Source organism: Ruania rhizosphaerae (assembly GCF_009805705.1).
Lineage (GTDB): Bacteria > Actinomycetota > Actinomycetes > Actinomycetales > Beutenbergiaceae > Ruania > Ruania rhizosphaerae.
Genome location: NZ_VSMB01000020.1, coordinates 1 through 16,197, shown reverse-complemented (window position 1 = coordinate 16,197; position 16,197 = coordinate 1). Strand labels below are relative to the sequence as shown.

At 67.8% G+C, this 16,197-nt stretch carries 18 protein-coding genes; 5 read left to right on the top strand and 13 right to left on the bottom strand.

Features of this window, described 5'->3' with window-relative positions; translation table 11 throughout:
• Positions 1–5 precede the first annotated feature (5 nt).
• The 4 genes from FV560_RS19030 to FV560_RS19015 form a co-directional block, all read right to left on the bottom strand.
• Positions 6–884 carry a hypothetical protein gene (locus tag FV560_RS19030; RefSeq protein WP_200837814.1) on the bottom strand — a complete coding sequence of 293 codons (879 nt, stop codon included), beginning with the start codon at positions 882–884 and terminating at the stop codon, positions 6–8.
• Positions 885–907: 23 nt separating this feature from the next.
• The gene (locus FV560_RS19025; RefSeq protein WP_159623386.1) at positions 908–1,909 is read right to left on the bottom strand and encodes a thymidylate synthase; all 1,002 of its coding nucleotides are present in this window, start codon (positions 1,907–1,909) and stop codon (positions 908–910) included.
• A gap of 483 nt (positions 1,910–2,392) precedes the next feature.
• Positions 2,393–3,913, bottom strand: coding sequence for a hypothetical protein (locus FV560_RS19020; protein WP_235020238.1), 1,521 nt, complete (start codon positions 3,911–3,913; stop codon positions 2,393–2,395).
• Between the two features lie 29 nt (positions 3,914–3,942).
• Entirely contained in the window at positions 3,943–4,386 is a 444-nt protein-coding gene (locus FV560_RS19015) for a hypothetical protein (RefSeq protein WP_159623384.1), read from the bottom strand.
• 473 nt (positions 4,387–4,859) lie between these two features.
• Here FV560_RS19015 and FV560_RS20450 point away from each other — a divergent pair, with 473 nt between their 5' ends.
• Both FV560_RS20450 and FV560_RS20445 read left to right on the top strand, forming a co-directional pair.
• On the top strand, positions 4,860–5,180 hold the full coding sequence (locus FV560_RS20450) for a hypothetical protein (RefSeq protein ID WP_235020237.1): 321 nt from the start codon (positions 4,860–4,862) through the stop codon (positions 5,178–5,180).
• Between the two features lie 10 nt (positions 5,181–5,190).
• Positions 5,191–5,820 (top strand): ATP-binding protein, encoded by a 630-nt coding sequence (locus tag FV560_RS20445; RefSeq protein WP_235020236.1) that lies wholly within the window; start codon positions 5,191–5,193, stop codon positions 5,818–5,820.
• A 58-nt stretch (positions 5,821–5,878) separates the two neighbouring features.
• Here the strand turns inward: FV560_RS20445 and FV560_RS19005 are convergent, their stop codons facing one another.
• From FV560_RS19005 to FV560_RS18960, 9 genes are all read right to left on the bottom strand, one after another.
• Positions 5,879–6,706 (bottom strand): SDR family NAD(P)-dependent oxidoreductase, encoded by an 828-nt coding sequence (locus tag FV560_RS19005; RefSeq protein WP_159623382.1) that lies wholly within the window; start codon positions 6,704–6,706, stop codon positions 5,879–5,881.
• A 129-nt stretch (positions 6,707–6,835) separates the two neighbouring features.
• A complete protein-coding gene (locus tag FV560_RS19000) occupies positions 6,836–9,139 on the bottom strand; it encodes a sodium-translocating pyrophosphatase (protein WP_159623380.1) in 2,304 nt (767 codons plus the stop codon).
• A 111-nt stretch (positions 9,140–9,250) separates the two neighbouring features.
• Entirely contained in the window at positions 9,251–11,725 is a 2,475-nt protein-coding gene (locus FV560_RS18995; RefSeq protein ID WP_159623378.1) for a DEAD/DEAH box helicase, read from the bottom strand.
• An 81-nt stretch (positions 11,726–11,806) separates the two neighbouring features.
• The gene (locus FV560_RS18990; RefSeq protein WP_159623376.1) at positions 11,807–12,178 is read right to left on the bottom strand and encodes an Rv3654c family TadE-like protein; all 372 of its coding nucleotides are present in this window, start codon (positions 12,176–12,178) and stop codon (positions 11,807–11,809) included.
• Positions 12,175–12,546, bottom strand: a complete 372-nt coding sequence (locus tag FV560_RS18985; protein ID WP_159623374.1) for a TadE family type IV pilus minor pilin — start codon at positions 12,544–12,546, stop codon at positions 12,175–12,177. Before FV560_RS18985 ends, FV560_RS18990 begins: the two co-directional genes overlap by 4 nt.
• The gene (locus FV560_RS18980) at positions 12,546–12,782 is read right to left on the bottom strand and encodes a DUF4244 domain-containing protein (protein WP_159623371.1); all 237 of its coding nucleotides are present in this window, start codon (positions 12,780–12,782) and stop codon (positions 12,546–12,548) included. The genes FV560_RS18985 and FV560_RS18980 overlap by 1 nt, the downstream gene beginning before the upstream one ends.
• A 156-nt stretch (positions 12,783–12,938) precedes the next feature.
• Positions 12,939–13,538, bottom strand: a complete 600-nt coding sequence (locus FV560_RS18975) for a type II secretion system F family protein (protein WP_159623369.1) — start codon at positions 13,536–13,538, stop codon at positions 12,939–12,941.
• A 4-nt stretch (positions 13,539–13,542) separates the two neighbouring features.
• Positions 13,543–14,307: a type II secretion protein F gene (locus tag FV560_RS20195; RefSeq protein WP_200837812.1), complete on the bottom strand. Its 765-nt coding sequence runs from the start codon at positions 14,305–14,307 to the stop codon at positions 13,543–13,545.
• Positions 14,307–14,870, bottom strand: a complete 564-nt coding sequence (locus tag FV560_RS18960; protein ID WP_235020235.1) for an ATPase, T2SS/T4P/T4SS family — start codon at positions 14,868–14,870, stop codon at positions 14,307–14,309. Before FV560_RS18960 ends, FV560_RS20195 begins: the two co-directional genes overlap by 1 nt.
• An 88-nt stretch (positions 14,871–14,958) precedes the next feature.
• Between FV560_RS18960 and FV560_RS18955 the strand changes: the two genes are divergently transcribed.
• The 3 genes from FV560_RS18955 to FV560_RS18945 all read left to right on the top strand — a co-directional run.
• Positions 14,959–15,219: a hypothetical protein gene (locus FV560_RS18955; protein WP_159623365.1), complete on the top strand. Its 261-nt coding sequence runs from the start codon at positions 14,959–14,961 to the stop codon at positions 15,217–15,219.
• Entirely contained in the window at positions 15,216–15,413 is a 198-nt protein-coding gene (locus tag FV560_RS18950; protein ID WP_159623363.1) for a hypothetical protein, read from the top strand. The genes FV560_RS18955 and FV560_RS18950 overlap by 4 nt, the downstream gene beginning before the upstream one ends.
• Positions 15,410–16,197: recombinase family protein (locus FV560_RS18945; RefSeq protein WP_159623361.1), on the top strand; the 788-nt coding region annotated here is incomplete at its 3' end. The genes FV560_RS18950 and FV560_RS18945, both read left to right, overlap by 4 nt.

The window sequence follows — 16,197 nt, the reverse complement described above, 5'->3', positions numbered from 1 at the left end:
TTTTTTCATACAGGGGTCGGTCTGCAGGCCTTACTATTGGTCGCACTGGCAATTTGATCACCCACATATTCGCCGATAGCTCGCATCGCAGTCGACGTCACACCGAAACTGCTTTGCAAATTATGATTGTATCCGATCACCTGTACGGACCGTTCGAACTCGATTGAGCCGAGCCTGTCGATCTGACCTGTGTACAGCATACCTTCGACCTGGCTGCCGTCGCGTCGCGGCAGCGACCAGTCGTCCCTCAGGTGCGCATCCAGACGAACCCCAGCGAATGTCTCGAACTCGGTGACGACCGAGCGGCCGTTCAGTATTAGGAACTCCAGAGGCGAGTCGCGAATCAACTCCGCCATCGCCTCCCGTCCCTGATCGACGAGTGCACGTCTGTTTGCCGGAGGCAAGTAGGCCCACTTTTCTGACGTGGCGAACGGCACAAGGTCCAGGTGACACATGCGACGCTCACCAAGGGGGTAGTATGAGTAACCTGACGGAGCCATCGATCGCTCAAGCACATCGAACCATCGTCGATAAGGATTGCGAGTGAAATACCTCTCGCACGTCCGGACTAGCGCACGAACATGAGTGCCGTCGGCTGCATCCCAACTCGAGATTCCCAATGATCTTAACGTGTGGAGTCGCCGTGCTTCTTGGTCCAATTCTACGCCATCATTCGTCACGAACTCAAGATTGCTCGGGTTGATGCCCACTGTGGCTACCTTGGCCGAACTTAAATCGCCAAAAAACGGCACGGGACCAGCCCAGCTGATCACCGTGGATTCGCGAGTCTGCGTGACGAGCAGCTCGAGCAAGCGGGCCATAGACGAATACATCGGCGGGTGCCTATTCGGGTCGAGGTTGACAGGATGAATTTCAGTTCTCACTCTAAGAGCATGGGCGGCATGCGTTAGGTTAGCAGTGCGAACTCCCTCAGTTCGTCGTTTACAAGGGTGACAGCTATCGCTTGCATTGCTGCAATGTCGCGCTCCTTACGTGCCGTCTCCCAGGCAAGGATACGCACAAGATCAGCCCAGTACGGCTCAGCCGGCATGGTCAACATCTCGAACCGCACCCCCTCGCGGATCTGCTGCTCGGCCGCCACCAAGCCCCCTAGCGACGCCGCCTGTGAGCCCCGGGGTATCGGTGGCATCTCCGTCGTTGCTTGCCAACCTTCGGCGAGGAATGCCTCCGCCATCGAAACGTGATTGTCGTAGAGGTGAAAGCTCGCTGCTTGGTGAATATACACGCCGAGGTCCAGGTCGAGCTCGCGGGCCGCTACCTCCTGCAACATCGTGAACGCGAACACGTCATGTGGGAGCCCGAGCACCGCATCGTTCGAACGCATGCTCGTCACCATGTGCAGACGATTGTTTCGGCAGAGGAACTGCAGCGTGCACGTGCAGGGCACGTTCTCCTTGCGGTCTCCGTAGTTGTCGTTCCGGTCGAAGATGGCGATCACCGCGCGTCGCGTGCCGGGGGACTCTCTGAGCATCTGGACAACCCGCTCGAACTGTGCGCCGCTTTCGGCTCCGAACAGTCGGGGCCCGTACGCGCCGTGAACTCGTCCGTCTGGTTCAGCCTCTTGGGTGTACACGCCGATCCACGGCGCGATCGCTGCTGCACTATCAGATCCACTCAGGTACCAGGCGAGCTCAGCGATCGCGGTCGGAACCTTGCGGCGTGACTCAGTTCTGCTCAGGCGGGCCCTCGGGTTGTTCAATTGAAGACGCGCACCGAGGGATTCGATGTTCCCGCCCCGAGTTTGACTCACGTCCGGTCTCTCACCGGCCTCCAGCAACTGTCCGATAGCTTGGCGCATGACGTCGTCTAGCGTGTCTTCCTCAACGCATATCGCCACGAGCACTCCCGGCTGGACGCACACAGGTATCGCGGGTATGAGCGCGGCCACTCATCAATCCGCTCGGTTCAGCGTACCGAGGGGCCGTCTGTGGCAAAGGATCGACACGCACACGTCGTGCGTTGCTCTGCCAGTGGACAACGGTACTGGCAAGCTCGGACTTCAGCCGGTCCAGTCCCGAGGGTCCGACTAGCTAGATCGGCGGAAGCGGTGCGCCGAGCAAGAGCGCACTCGGAAGGAGGCGTTCGATACGCGACGCCCGCACCGGTAGGTCGATCGACCAGCCCACGTTCTTCTCGCCGCCGGTGGACACGGCTGGCAGTGTTCAGGGATCCCCTGACCGACGCACTGACCGACCTGAGCCGACTCCGCCCCGGCAGGTTCGGCTTGCGGGTCGGAATGACACATGCGGCGCGAGTACCGCTGCATGCCGCCCAGATTGACGCACTGCACCCCTACATCGGGGCAGGACGCCGGGTGGCCGGGGTAACTCAGTAACGTGATTCGAACCTCGCGGCCAGAATTGGTCCGGAGTCAGGCCTTGGAGGCGGACGGCTTGTTGCCGGCGCGCGCGTCGACGACCACGAGCGGGCGGGCGTCGGGCTGGTCGAGTTTCAGCCTCTTGATGACGCGGTTGACCTTGGTCTTGTCGGCTGCGGTGTAGCAGATGACGACGAACACCGATTTCTTCGTCTTGTTCGCCGTCTCGTAGATGTCGACCTGGTTGGACAGGTTCCGTTCGAGGCTGCTGCTCTTCGCGAGCTTGAACTCGATGAGACTTTTGTCCAAGCCCATCGAGAGCTTGAAGTCCACGGGACCGCGGCCGTTGTTCGGTTCGCGGTTGACGTCGAACCGGCTGGCCTGGAGCAGGAGGCCGAAGAATGCCTGCACCTCAGCTTCGCTCGCAAACGGTTTCCCGTCGCCGCGGTTGATGATCCGGTACCCGTCCTGGTTCTCAACGTAGTCCTTGAAGATGTGCACAGCGGCCAGGGCCTCGTCGAAGGACGTCCACGGCTTCTCGAACAGGTCGGTCTTATCGGTGATGTCGCGTGCAGCGACTTGCACCTGCCGCACCAGGCGCAGGGTACTGCCGACCTTCTCCTTGCTGGTGGCGACAGCTTGGTCGCCAGTGTCTTCCTTGAGCTTGATGTAGCAGTCGATTAGCTCAGGGAAGGCGGTGATCGTGGCTGTGCGGGCACGGTCGCGCTCAAGTTGGGTGGGCTTTCGAGTGAGTATGGACTTGAAGTACCGGTTGACGTCAGCCCGGAGTTGGTCGTTGTCGACGACGCCGGGCAGGCGGTCGAAGCTCCTGAGCATGTCGGCGCGGTTGATCCAGGTCTCGTCCCTGGTAAGCAGGTCAGTCGGGGTGAGGATGACGAAGTCACCCTCGGTCCACGGGAGGGCGTAGGTGCGGGACATCCACGTCTCGGTGCCGTAGTTGAACGCGGCGCGCTCGACCGTCACCTGCTTGACATCGCTCTCGGCTAAGTGCTTCCTCGCGAACTGCTCGGTGTAGTCGAGCAGGAAGTGCTTGATGAGGTTGGTCGCGAAGTCGGAGATGCTGTCCCGGCCGACACCGGGCCGGATGAGTGCGAGCTTCTCCAGGTGGCTAGAGCTGGTGATGGTCTCGTCGCCGAAGTTCTTAAGAATCTCGCCGAGCGCCGCGTGCAGAGCCTTGGCGAACTTGGGACCGAGGCCGCGCCCGTCGTTGCCACCGACGGTGAAGCCGAGCCAGTTCTGCCTGACCTCTCGAAACGTGTACCAGCTCTTGATGAGGCCAGGGTCGAGGTCGTCGGAGGCCTGGTCGCGCAAGAACCGCAGGTAGTCAAGGATCTGGTGGTGGAGCGCCGCGTACTTCCTGTTGCTGCTGTTGAACAGCAAGAAGGGGTCGATGAAGACCGGGAGGTCGGAGACTACAGAGATGTCGAACGCCCCGTACTTGTCGAGGACCGCCGGGTTGACGTTGAACCGGTCGCTGAAGAAGACGCCGGCGGGGTCGGCTTCCCACCTTGGGGCCGCCTTCGCCTTCTTGGTCTTCTTCTCAGACTTGGCCACGTGTCGAGTATCCCGGTTGGTGCCGATGCTCACGTGCCGCCGTCGATCCGGATCTCACGCCGCTCGAAGAGGCCAGTCCATCCTTCCCGGCGGTATCGAATCCGTACCGTGCGGTTCGATAGAACCCTCGCGTGGAGACTGTCGCCTGGCCGCACTACGAAGCCAGACCACCGTTCGTGCTCGAGGGTCAGCGCGTAGAAGCGGTCGTCCTCGGCCGGAACGATCCTCACGGCAGCGTCGTGTTGCGCACCGACGGGGACCGCTTGCCACAAGATCCGGTCGCCTGTCATCGTGTCGACTCCCTGCCACTCGACCGAGATTATCCGCACAGGCACAGGCGAGATGTTTTGGAGAATCCACGTCTCAGGCTCGTTTCCGTATCGGCGTGTGAGCGCGACTCCTCGCGGCAGGAAGGCCCACAGGCCGAGGCCCGTCAACGCGGAGGCGCCCGCTCCGATGAGGAAGTCGCTCAACATGACACGACAGTAGAGGTCGATCAAACGATGTGTTGATCTGCGTGTCGGTCCGAACGGGGATCCTCATCCGGCGGCCCGGAGCGACCGACCCCTCCACAAATTCCCTGGCCGGATTCTCGCCTGTTCGTGTGGAAGCGCTATGCCGCACGAGCCGGACCGTCGCGCTCAACCCGCGTCGATGTCGAGCAGGGCTCCGTATTCCTACGCGGCGTTGCCCCCGTGCCATTGGCGCGTCGGCACCCCTGCTCCACGTCGCAAGGCGAGCTGCTCGCATAGTTGCTTCGTTCAACGGCTCACGTTTGCTCAGTACGGTGACTCACATTTGCTAGGTAGTGGGCTTCATGTCTGCTGAGTTCGTGCCATGGTTCTGGAATCGCTCGTGCCACGCAGACTCAGCGAGCGCCTGGCTGATCTGGTCGCCGTGGAACCGGTGATCGCATTGCACGGCCCGCTCGGTGGGTGAATCCACGGTGCTGCGTAGATTCGCAGCCGACCCCCGAGGGTCGGTTCTCGACCTGGACGACGTCGAGGTGCGTGAGGCGGTCGTCGGGAACCTGGCGGCGGTCGCCGGAGTCCGGGAGAACCTGCTCGAGGCGCTCAGGGCCGACCCTGACGGCGCGGTCGGGCAGATCCCGACCTCCGAGACCGTCCGCCAGGACTACGTGGAACGCGTCTGCGCCGGGGCTACCCCTGGCAGTGCGGCGTTCCGGCTCGGCTCGAGCGCGCTGGTTCGACGACTTCGTACGGGCATCGGTCGAACGAGACGCTCTCGAACTGAGCCGGATCCGTGAACGACAAGCAATGACGGACCTGCTGGGCCTGCTCGCTGCGCAGACCGGGCAACTCGTGAACACCTCCGCCACTGCGGACAAGCTAGGCGTCAGCCGGGCCACCGCCGACAGTCACCTCAGGCTGCTCGAGGACCTCTTCCTCGTCGTACGACTGCCAGCTTGGGGCAAGACACTGCGCTCGCGAGTGAGCGCCAAACCCAAGGTCCACGTCGTCGACTCCGGCCTGGCCGCCCGACTCCTGCGGCTCACACCCGACAAGCTCGCAGGACTTGACCCGGCATCACTGACCGACTTCGGGCACCTGCTGGAAACCTTCATCGTCGGAGAGATCCGCAAGCAACTGTCCTGGCTCGATGAGGCGGTGACCGTCGGTCACTGGCGAACCAGCGATGGCGCCGAGGTCGACGTGGTGGTCGAGTACGATGACGGAACCGTCCTCGCGTTCGAGGTCAAGGCCAACGAACGCGCACCCGGCTCCGACTTTCGCGGTCTGGCCCAGTTGCGCGATCTCCTTGGTCCACGGTTCGCGGGCGGAGTCGTCTTCACCACCGGGACTCGCTCCTACACCTATGCCGACCGCCTCCACGTCATGCCCCTCGACCGGCTGTGGACACCTGTCACGAGCCAGGCCACCCGCTGAACCGCTCATGTCGAGACGGTGCCAGGCACGAGAGGTGGCGAGTAGCCGCGCGCACCGGTCATTGCCCCAGAGGACTCTCCCAATCCGTGACAGTCAGGCGGCGTCCAGTGGGCTGCCCGTCAGTCGCGGCTGCAGCACGCGCCCGTAGATCCTCGACCGTGTCGGTCCCGGCCCGCAGGTAGCAGCCGGAGAGATGATCCAGCTCGCCGGTCGCGATCGCGCGGATGATCGCGGTCACGGCCTCCGGCGGCGTCCAGTCGGTGCGGTCCGCGTGAGCGATCATGCCGGCCGTCATCTCGGTGGCGACCACCCCGGGTGCCACCTCGAAGGCGCGTAGGCCACGCTCGTACCCGGCCTCGTGCAACCCGCCGCCGATGCGGAAGAGCGCAGTCTTGGCGATGTTGTAGCCGGCCATGACGTCCATGTCCCGCACGCCCGCGCCGGAGCTGAGGTCAACCACCCGGCCCCCGCCGCGCAGGAGCATCCCCGGCACCGTCGCCCGGGCTACCAGGAACGCACCGTAGACATTGACGTCCAGTACCTGCCGCACCTCCTGCGGGTCGGCCTCCCAGAGCGGCACCTCCGCATCGATCACCCCGGCGTTGTTGATGAGCAGGTCCACCGAGCCCAGCTCCTGCTCGGCGGTGGCCACCGCCCGGGTGACGGCGTCGGTATCGGTGACGTCCGCCGTCAGGACGAGCGCCTTGCGCCCGTGGGAGGAGATCTCGTGGGCGACCTCCTGCAGCCGACCCGAGTCCCGGGCGAGGAGGGCGACGTCCAGGCCAGCATCGGCGAGACCGACGGCGAGGTGGCGTCCGATCCCGCGGGAGGCGCCGGTGATGAGGGCGGTGCGGGCAGGGCCGGGGTACGTGCGGGCGGTAGCCATGACCTGATGCTAAGCCTCGCCGCATCGGTCGACGAGTGGAGTCCGTGACCGCAACGACACGGATACGTGGTCTGCAGGCTCAGGCAGCCGCAGATGTGCGCGTCCGTGTCGTTGCCGTCAGACTGAGGCTCAGGAACCGGTGCTGACCGTCTCCTTCTCATCGATGCCGTCAGTGATGTCGATCTTGCCCGCACGCACCTTCGCAGCCACGATCGCTCCGAACGCGATCAGGGCGGCGCCGAGCGCGATCCCGATCCGCAGCGTGTGGTTGGCATCCTCGGGCACGCTGAGCATCACCACGGCCGGCGCGATCAGCACCGAGACCAGGTTCATGACCTTCAGCAGCGGGTTGATCGCAGGACCGGCGGTGTCCTTGAACGGGTCGCCGACCGTGTCACCGATCACTGTCGCTGCATGTGCCTCGGAGTTCTTTCCGCCGAAGTGACCGTCTTCGACGATCTTCTTCGCGTTGTCCCAGGCACCACCGGAGTTGGCAAGGAACACCGCCATCAGCACCCCGGCCCCGATCGCACCACCGAGAAAACCGGCCAGCGGGCCCACGCCGAGCCCGAAACCGACCGCGATCGGCGCGAACGCCGCCAGCAGGCCCGGGGTCGCAAGCTCACGCAGGGAATCCTTGGTGCAGATGTCGACGACCTTGCCGTACTCCGGCCGGGTCTCACCGGTCATGATGCCGGGGTGGTCACGGAACTGCCGGCGAACCTCGAACACGATCGCACCGGCGGCCCGAGTGACCGCATCGATCGCCAACCCGGAGAACAGGAACACGGTCGCCCCACCGAGGATCACCCCCACCAGCGTGATGGGGTTGATGATCTCGTAGCTGAGCATGGCCGCGACCGTGCCGTCCGTGGTGACCTGCGCGCCGAGCTCGGCCAGCGCCATGCTGACGGCGTCGCCGTAGGAACCAAACAGGGCTGTTGCCGCCAGCACCGCGGTCGCGATCGCGATGCCCTTGGTGATCGCCTTCGTGGTGTTCCCGACGGCGTCCAGATCCGTGAGGATCTGCGCACCCTCCTCGTCAACCTCGCCGGACATCTCCGCGATGCCCTGCGCGTTGTCGCTGACCGGGCCGAAGGTGTCCATCGCGACGATCACCCCGACCGTGGTCAGCAGACCACAACCGGCCAGGGCGATGAGGAAGAGCGCCAACCAGATCGAGCCACCGGCAATCAGGAACAGCCCGCACAACGCGGCGGCGATGATGCCCGCGGTCCAGACGGCCGATTCGAACCCGACGCCGATACCGGAGAGGACAACGGTCGCCGCACCCGTACGGGAGGCGGCGGCCACGGTCCGGGTGGGCTTCGCCGTCGTGCCGGTGAAGTAGCCGGTGATGCCAAGGATCACGCCTGCCAGCACCACGCCGATGAGCACGGCGACGGCCGAGACCAGGCGGGGGTCGCCGTCATGGTCCGCGAGGGCTTCCCCGACACCGGTGAGGTCGGCGAAGGAGGAGGGCAGGTAGACGAAGGCCGCCACGGCCGCCAGCGCAGCGCCGATGAGGGCGGAGACGTAGAAGCCGCGGTAGATGGCGCGTAGTCCGGATTCGCTGCCGCGCACCTTGGTGATGAACACACCGAGCACCGCCACCAGCGCCCCGATGGCGGTGACGATCAGCGGGAACACCAGGCCGGCCTCACCCATGGTGGCCTTGCCGAGGATCAGCGCGGCGACCAGGGTGACCGCATAGGACTCGAACAGGTCGGCGGCCATACCGGCACAGTCACCGACGTTGTCGCCCACGTTGTCGGCGATGGTGGCGGCGTTGCGTGGGTCATCCTCGGGGATCCCCTGCTCGACCTTGCCGACCAGATCGGCGCCGACATCGGCAGCCTTGGTGAAGATGCCGCCGCCGACGCGCATGAACATCGCCAGCAGTGCGGCGCCGAAACCGAAACCCTCCAGGACGGCGGGGGCGTCACCGCGGTAGACGAGCACCACCGCCGCGGCACCCACCAGGCCGAGACCGACGACGCTCATCCCGACGGCGCCGCCGGTGCGGAAGGCGATTCGTGCGCCCTCCTGGCGTCCGTTCGGGCCCGTGGCCGCTGCCGCCACGCGGAGGTTCGCGCGGGTGGCGAGCCACATGCCGAGGTAGCCGATCGCGGCGGAGAACGCTGCGCCGAAGAGGAAGGCGATCGAGCGGCCGAGCTTCACGCCACCGTCGCCCGGGAGCAGGAACAGGAGGGCGAACACCACGACGGCGAAGATCGCCAAGGTGCGGAACTGCCGGTTCAGGTAGGCCTGGGCTCCCTCCTGGATCGCGGTGGCGATCGACTGCATCGCCGGGGTTCCGTCGCCGGCCGCCAGTACTTGCCGTCGCAGGACCACGGCGAGCACCAGGGCCACGACCGCCACGACAGCGATCACCGACACGATCACGAGGCTCGATGTTCCGAGCTGCAGCATCCGTCCTCCTCGACGAACAGACCAAAGACCCGCTCAGGTGGTGCGGGTGTCCGGTGAGTCTAACCAGGAAAAGTGACCTGCCTCACCACGTGCCGGGTTCGGGCGCTTGAATCACTCGCCAATGGTCGTTGAGACAGGTCGCGAGCCGGCCGGTCGCTCGTCCCCGGGTGCCAGCTCCACCAGCAACCCCAGCACCGCGAGCGCCCCCGCCTTGTCCAGCGGGGAGTTGTTGTTCCCGCACTTGGGTGACTGGATGCACGCTGGGCAGCCGGTCTCGCAGGAGCAGCCGGCGACGGCGTCCCGGGTGGCAGTGATCCACTGCTTCGCCACGGCAAATCCTCGCTCGGCGAATCCTGCCCCGCCGGGGTAGCCGTCGTAGACGAAGACGGTGGGCTGGTAGGTGTCGGCATGCACTGCGGTAGACAGGCCTCCGATGTCCCAGCGGTCACAAGTGGCGACCAGCCCGAGCAGCCCGATCGCGGCGTGCTCGGCAGCGTGCAACGCCCCGGGTAGGTCCGCCGGTGCGAGGCCGAGGTCGTCGAACACCTCCGGCGCTGCGGTCCACCAGCAGCCGGTGGTGCGCAGTGTGTGCTCGGGCAGGTCCAGCGGGTAGGAGCCGATGAGCTCGAGCGAGGGCAGACGTCGCCTGTCGTAACCCACCACCCGGTCGGTGACTTCGAGTGCGCCGTAGCACCAGCGCACCGGCCCCCACTGCTGCTCCGCCCGGGTCTCGAGCACACTGATCTGCTTCTCGCTGCGACTGCGCGTGCGGTAGCCGACCTGCGCCTCGGTGACGATCGCGACGTCGTCGGCGTAGTCCCGGACCAGGAAGGTCCTGCCCTGGTGCACATAGATCGCTCCGGTGTGCACTGTGGCGTCGGCTCGGCCGGCGTCCACGGTCCCCAGCACCCTCCCGGTGCCTTCTTCGACCACCTGCACCGGTGGCCCTCCCCCGCCGCGCAGGTCGGTCAGGGCGGCCGGATCCTCCGGCCGGGAGTAGTTCCAGTACCAGGCGTTCCGGCGACGGCGGAGCATGCCTCGTGCGACCAGCTCACCTACCAGGTCGGCAGCCGTGGGCCCGAAGACCTCCAGGTCCTGTTCGGTCAAGGGGACTTCGGCGGCCGCTGCGCACAGGTGCGGGGCGAGGACGTACGGGTTGCCGGGATCGAAGGCGGTCGCCTCGATCGGGGTGGAGAAGATCGTCTCGGGGTGGTGCACCAGGTAGGCATCGAGGGGGTTGTCGCTGGCGATGAGCACAGCGAGCCCTTCGGCGCCGGCCCGGCCGGAGCGGCCGACCTGCTGCCAGAAGGAGACGCGGGTGCCGGGCCAGCCCGCGATGAGCACGGCGTCCAGTCCGGAGATGTCCACGCCGAGTTCGAGGGCGTTGGTGGTGGCCAGCGCCCGCAGGTCGCCGGTGCGGAGTGCGCGTTCGAGTTCGCGGCGTTCCTCGGGCAGGTAGCCGCCGCGGTAGGCGGCGACTGTGTCGGCCGGTTTCGTCGCGGTTCTGTCCAGAGCGCCGGGCCGGTCCCGCAGCATCGACCGGGTCTGATCGGCGATCGCCTCGGCCCCCACCCGGGAACGCACGAAGGCCAGTGCCCGCCTATCGCTACGCACCAGATCGGCGAGCAGCTCCGAGGTCTCGGCGAGGGTGGAGCGCCGGGGGCCGTCCGCCGGGGCACCCGTGGGCCGCCACGCGGTCACACCGTCCTCCCCCTCACCGATCTCTTCGACCGGAACACCGTCGTCGAGCACCGGCGGTTGCCAGAGGGCGACGGTCCGGCGACCAGCCGGCGCGGCGTCGTCGGTCACGGCGACCAATGCGTCGGCATCGACGCCCAGCAGCCGGGCAGCCGACGCGGCCGGGTCTCCGGTGGTGGCAGAGGCGAGGATCGCCGTCGGACGAGCACCGTAATGAGCGGCGAGCCGCAGGAGGCGGCGGAGCACCACGGCCACGTGCGCGCCGAGCACGCCACGGTAGGCGTGGCATTCATCCACGACGACGTAGCGCAGCCCGCGCAGCAGACGTTGCCACCGCTGGTGGCGTGGCAGGAGTGAGAAATGCACGAAGTCGGGGTTGGTGAGCACCAGGTCGGCGTGGTCTCGCACCCAGTCGCGTTCGCTGAGGGCGGTGTCACCGTCGCAGGTGGCGGCGCGCACGTCCCGCATCTGCGCGCTGCGCAGGAGCGTCTCCAGCCCGTGCAGCTGATCGGCCGCGAGCGCCTTCGTAGGACTCAGGTACAGGGTGGTGGGGCGCCGGTTGAGTGCGGCGATACTGGTCCCGAGGTTCCGGGACGCTTCGCGCACGGCAGTGATGGCGGGCAGCCACGCGGCCAGCGACTTGCCCGACCCGGTGGCGGTGGCCAGCACCACGTGGCGGCCTGCCCAGGCGGCCTCGGCTGCCGCAACCTGGTGCTCCCACGGGCGCTGCACCCCGCGCGCGGCGTAGCCGGCGACGAGGTCGGCGTCTGCCCACGACGGCCACGGTGCGTGGCGACCCGCACGGGCCGGCACGGTCTCCACGTGCACGAGACCGGCCTGCTGCCGCCGTGGGGTGAGCAGCGCCGTCAGGGGGTCCGGGTGGGTCACTCCATCAGTGTCTCAAGGCGGGCAGTGTCTCAAGACAGGCGGGCAGAAGAGGGCGGGGCCACCGCCATCCCGTGCGCATCGTCATCCCATCCCGACCGGGCCGGCGCGGGCCTCGGCCGCGGCGGCCTGTGACCATCCCGGTAGCGGCTCGGCCGGGACATCGACCCGGACGTCCACCAGTGCGCCATCGGCGACCACGCACGAGGTCAGATCAGAGCCGTTGCGTTCGGCCACCTCGGCGGCGATCCGGCACGGGTCCGGTGCACCTCGCGTAGCATCGCGTGCGGCCGCGATGGCCGCCAGATCGGCTGCCGCCTGGGCGGTACCGCGAGCGAGGCTGGCGTGGACCAGGCCACCGAGGAGAACAAGGGCGACGAGGCCGGTTGCCACGACGGCGAGCACCAGAACGGTGGCCGAGCCACGATCACGGCGATCGCGGGTGCGGCGGATCATGGCGCGCCCTCCGCCCATCCCGGCTCCACGGGGGTGGACGCGTCGGCGGAGACCTCGATCAGCCGGCCGAGCGGCCCCAGCGGGAGGCCCGTGCGAACCCCGACCGTGACCCACTCACCGTCGCGGGAGACGCCCACCTCGACGTCCGCCCCGGCGACGTGCTCGGCGACGGCCACCACCTGTCCGGTGCTCTCCCCCAGTGCGGCGGCGCGTGCACCCGCACGGGCGGCGTCCGCGCACCGCACCTGAGCGACCCCGGCTGCCGCCGCAGTCAGAACGGCCACCAGCATCAGCACCACGGCGGGCAACAGGATCGCCAGTTCGGCGGTCACCGAACCGCGATCGTGCGGTGCGCGGACGCCGGTCATCAGGAACCGATCGAGAGGGCCTGCTGGATGATCTGCAGCAGCATGCCGCGCACCTGGTCGCTGCCCATGATCGTCAGCAGCAGCCCCGCGAAGGCGACAGCGGCGAGGGTTGCGATCGCGTACTCGGCGGTGGCCATCCCTGCCTCGGACCGGCGGCATAGCCGGGCCCATCGCCGGGCGAGAGTGCGTGCCACGGGTCGGCCCACATGAGCCGGCCGAATGGTGGTCGATGTCATGGTGTTCTCCTTCGTTCGGGGGTCGGTCGACCCCGGGAGTCACCAGGCTGCGCCGCACCCGGCCAGCGCCGCTGACCGGAGTGGGCGGGCTGTGGACACATCAGCATCCGCTCGCCACCACGGTCATCAGCAGTGTCATCAGCACGGTCACGGCGATCAGGGCTGGAAGAGGTTGGCACCGGTGGAGAGCAGCACCGGGACGAGACCGAGCAGCACGAACGCCGGGAGCAGGCAGCAGCCGAGCGGCAGCACCAACCGCACTCCGAGCCGTGCCGCCGCCTCCCGCGCTCGAGCGCTACGGCCGCTGCGAATCGTCGCGGCCGCTTGTCGCAGCAGCGGGTCCGGGTCCACGCCGTCCCGCCATGCCGGTGCCAGGCAGTCGCGGATCCGGCTGGAATCGGAGGTCTGGAGCGCTGATCGGGTCGACGCCGTCGTCTCCGGTGGCCCCATGAGGTCCCAGGCCTCGTCCCAGTCGGCTCCCAGCCGAAGTGCGGCCACGACACGGCGCAGCTGGGCGCCGGCATCCCGGCCCAGCGCGTCGCCGAGTGCATCGAGCGCGGCGGGGACCGATGCGCCGGCGGCGAGGGCACTGCGCACCAGGTCCAGTTGTACGGCTGGATCGACGTGCCCCGGGTGTGCGCGGCGTCGGCGCCACCGGGCCGCGATCGGGCGTCCGGCCGGGCGCCCGGTGACCGGACGGGTCAGTGCCCAGGGCAGCAACGACGTGGCGACCAGGACCAGGACCAGCGCATCCACGAGATCACCGGCCGGTGCGTTCGGCTGCGGCGACCAGGGCGCCGGTCCACCGGTGGCCGGCCGCCATGAGCGTGAGACCGAGCACCATACTGGCCGTGCCCCAGCTTCCGTCGAGGAGCACTCCTGCCGGGTCGACGCCCAGGACCACCCCGAGCAGGACGCCGGCAAGCGGGAGCCAGCCCAGCAGCCGCGCCGTCGCACGTGGAGCAGCGAGCGCGGTGCGCCGGTGCGCGGCCGCCTCCTCGGCCTCGGCCACCCCGTGGGCGCAGGACTCCAGGATGTCGGCCAACGGTGCGCCGAGGCGTTCGGCCATGCGTACCGCGGCCACCGCCCCTGCGACGGCGTCTGCCCGTGGTGAAGGACCGCTCGCCAGCACTGCCTGTCGTGCTCCAGCGGCTGGCGCACCGGGCCCGGTCACACCTGGCCCGGGTGCACCCGGGCCGGTTACACCCGCAAGCTCACGTAGCGGCACGGGCACGTCCTCGTACCGCTCGCACGTCTCCCGCCACGCCGCCTGGACCGACGCCCCGGTGCGCAGACGGGCGGCCACTTCCACCAGCACGGTGCCCACCGGGGTCTGGGCACGCGCATCCCGACGGCGCAGCCGCCCCAGACGGCCCAGACGGCCCAGACGGCCCAGACGGCGCGGACGGCGCGGACGGCGCGGACGAGTCGTCTTCGCAGTGGCGGGCATCGACGGCAGGCGACGTCCGGGAACGGTGAGCAACGCCGTCGCCAGAACAAGCAACAGGGCGGCGAGGGCGAGCATCAGCGCGGCTCGCCCGAGTCCAGCGTGCGGGCGAGCCCAGGCCAGGCACCGGCCTCGATGAGATCGCCGTCCGGGCCGAGCGTGAGCGCAAGATCGCAGGCGAAGTCCTCGGCGCCGTCCGGGCGCAGCACCGCCACCTCGGCGAGCATGCGCCGCCCCTGGCGTCGCACCAGGTGCAAGACAGCGTGGATGGCACTCCTGGCCTGCACGGCAACGGCCCCGGGAGGCATACCCGCCAATGCGCCCAACGCGATGAGGCGCGCCGGCACATCGCGAGCGGTGTTGGCATGGATCGTGGCCCACCCGCCGTCGTGGCCGGTGTTCAACGCCCCGAGCACGTCCCGCACCTCCGCACCGCGGCACTCACCGAGCACGATCCGATCAGGGCGCATCCGCATCGCCGTACGCACCAGGTCCGGCAGTGTCACCTCACCTGCCCCCTGCACATTGGGGCGGCGTACCTGCAGATGGACCACATGCGGGTGGGTGGGGACGAGTTCAGCCGCCTCCTCGATGCAGATGATCCGCTCGCCGGGCGCTACCAGGGAGAGTGCGCTCGCCACCAGCGTGGTCTTACCCGCACCGGTGTTGCCCTGAAGGTTCCAAGTACATTGAGCGCCGCCAACCCCACCGTCCTAAGGAGAGGGCACCATGACCGTTGAAGAACTCATCGAGAAGCTGCAGGAGTGCGACCCGGGCGCCGAGGTACTGCTGGCGCATCAGCCGAACTGGCCGCTCCAGTTCCAGGTAGGCGGCGTGGCCTCCGGCGAGGACATCGCCGGCGAGACCGAGTGCGACGAGCACCACGACTACAACTGTGACGAGTGCGCGGAGCCGGTGGTGTACCTGGTCGATGGTGATCACCCGGGCCACCCCTACGCGCCGCGTGCAGCCTGGACGGTGGCACGATGACCGCCACCAGCACTCCAGCGATGGAGGCCAACTGGCGCTCGCTCGCCGCTGCTGCCCGCACCTACAGCGAGCTGACGAACTACGCTCTCGGGGTGACCATGGCGATAGCACGCGACGCGGACCTCACCGCCGCCGAGCGACGGCGCCTCGTGGACACCATCGAGGCGGACCTCGACGCAAGGAGCGAGGCATGAGCCCGAGCACCGCCCGCCGCTGCGTGGTGTACGCCCGGATCAGCATCACCAGTGAGGAGTCCGTCAGTATCGAGCGGCAGGTGCAGGCTGCCGAGCAGTACGCCGCCGCTCGGGGGTGGCAGGTGGTGGAGGTCTTCATAGACGACGGCGTGAGCGCGACCCGCAACCGCCCGCAGGACCGCGAGGGCTGGCGGGCTCTGCTGGCCAGCCCCAGCCAGTACGACGCCGTCATCATCTGGAAGATCGACCGCCTGGCCAGGTCCACGCTGGACTTCCTCACGGCGCACGAGAGCCTGCGCGACCGCAAGGCGGGCATCGTCGGCGTGGAAGATCCCATCGACATGACCACTGCCCAGGGTGAGTTGTTCGCGACGATCCTTGCGGCGTTCGCCCGGATGGAGGCTGCCAGCATCAGCGCCCGCGTGAGGGCTGCCCGAGACCACCTACTGCGGGCTGGGCGCGTGGTGGGCGGAACAGTGCCGTATGGCTGGCGCAACGTGCCGAACCCGGACGGGCACGGCAAGGTGCTAGCGCAGGACCCGGAGCGGGTCGGGTACGTGCGCGGCATGGTGGACCGCGTTCTGGCTGGCGGCTCGATTTACAGCGTGGTGCAGTGGCTCGACGAAGAGAACGCGCCACTCCCCCGGGCGTCGCAGACGAACCGTAAGCGCGGAGGCTGGCGATACACGACCGTCGAGGATCTGCTGCGGAACCCCGTGCTGGCCGGATTGACTGCCTACACCCCGGGCAACGCTGGCAAGTCGCGCGGCTCGGAGGTGCTGCG

Bases quoted from the DNA above. Each gene is read 5' to 3' on its own strand.
- FV560_RS18990 (WP_159623376.1), bottom strand. From the start codon at position 12,178: ATGATCCGCCGCACCCGCGATCGCCGTGATCGTGGCTCGGCCACCGTT.
- FV560_RS19000 (WP_159623380.1), bottom strand. From the start codon at position 9,139: ATGCTGCAGCTCGGAACATCGAGCCTCGTGATCGTGTCGGTGATCGCT.
- FV560_RS20445 (WP_235020236.1), top strand. From the start codon at position 5,191: ATGACGGACCTGCTGGGCCTGCTCGCTGCGCAGACCGGGCAACTCGTG.
- FV560_RS18955 (WP_159623365.1), top strand. From the start codon at position 14,959: ATGACCGTTGAAGAACTCATCGAGAAGCTGCAGGAGTGCGACCCGGGC.
- FV560_RS18980 (WP_159623371.1), bottom strand. From the start codon at position 12,782: ATGACATCGACCACCATTCGGCCGGCTCATGTGGGCCGACCCGTGGCA.
- FV560_RS18950 (WP_159623363.1), top strand. From the start codon at position 15,216: ATGACCGCCACCAGCACTCCAGCGATGGAGGCCAACTGGCGCTCGCTC.
- FV560_RS20195 (WP_200837812.1), bottom strand. From the start codon at position 14,307: ATGCTCGCCCTCGCCGCCCTGTTGCTTGTTCTGGCGACGGCGTTGCTC.
- FV560_RS19005 (WP_159623382.1), bottom strand. From the start codon at position 6,706: ATGGCTACCGCCCGCACGTACCCCGGCCCTGCCCGCACCGCCCTCATC.
- FV560_RS18985 (WP_159623374.1), bottom strand. From the start codon at position 12,546: ATGACCGGCGTCCGCGCACCGCACGATCGCGGTTCGGTGACCGCCGAA.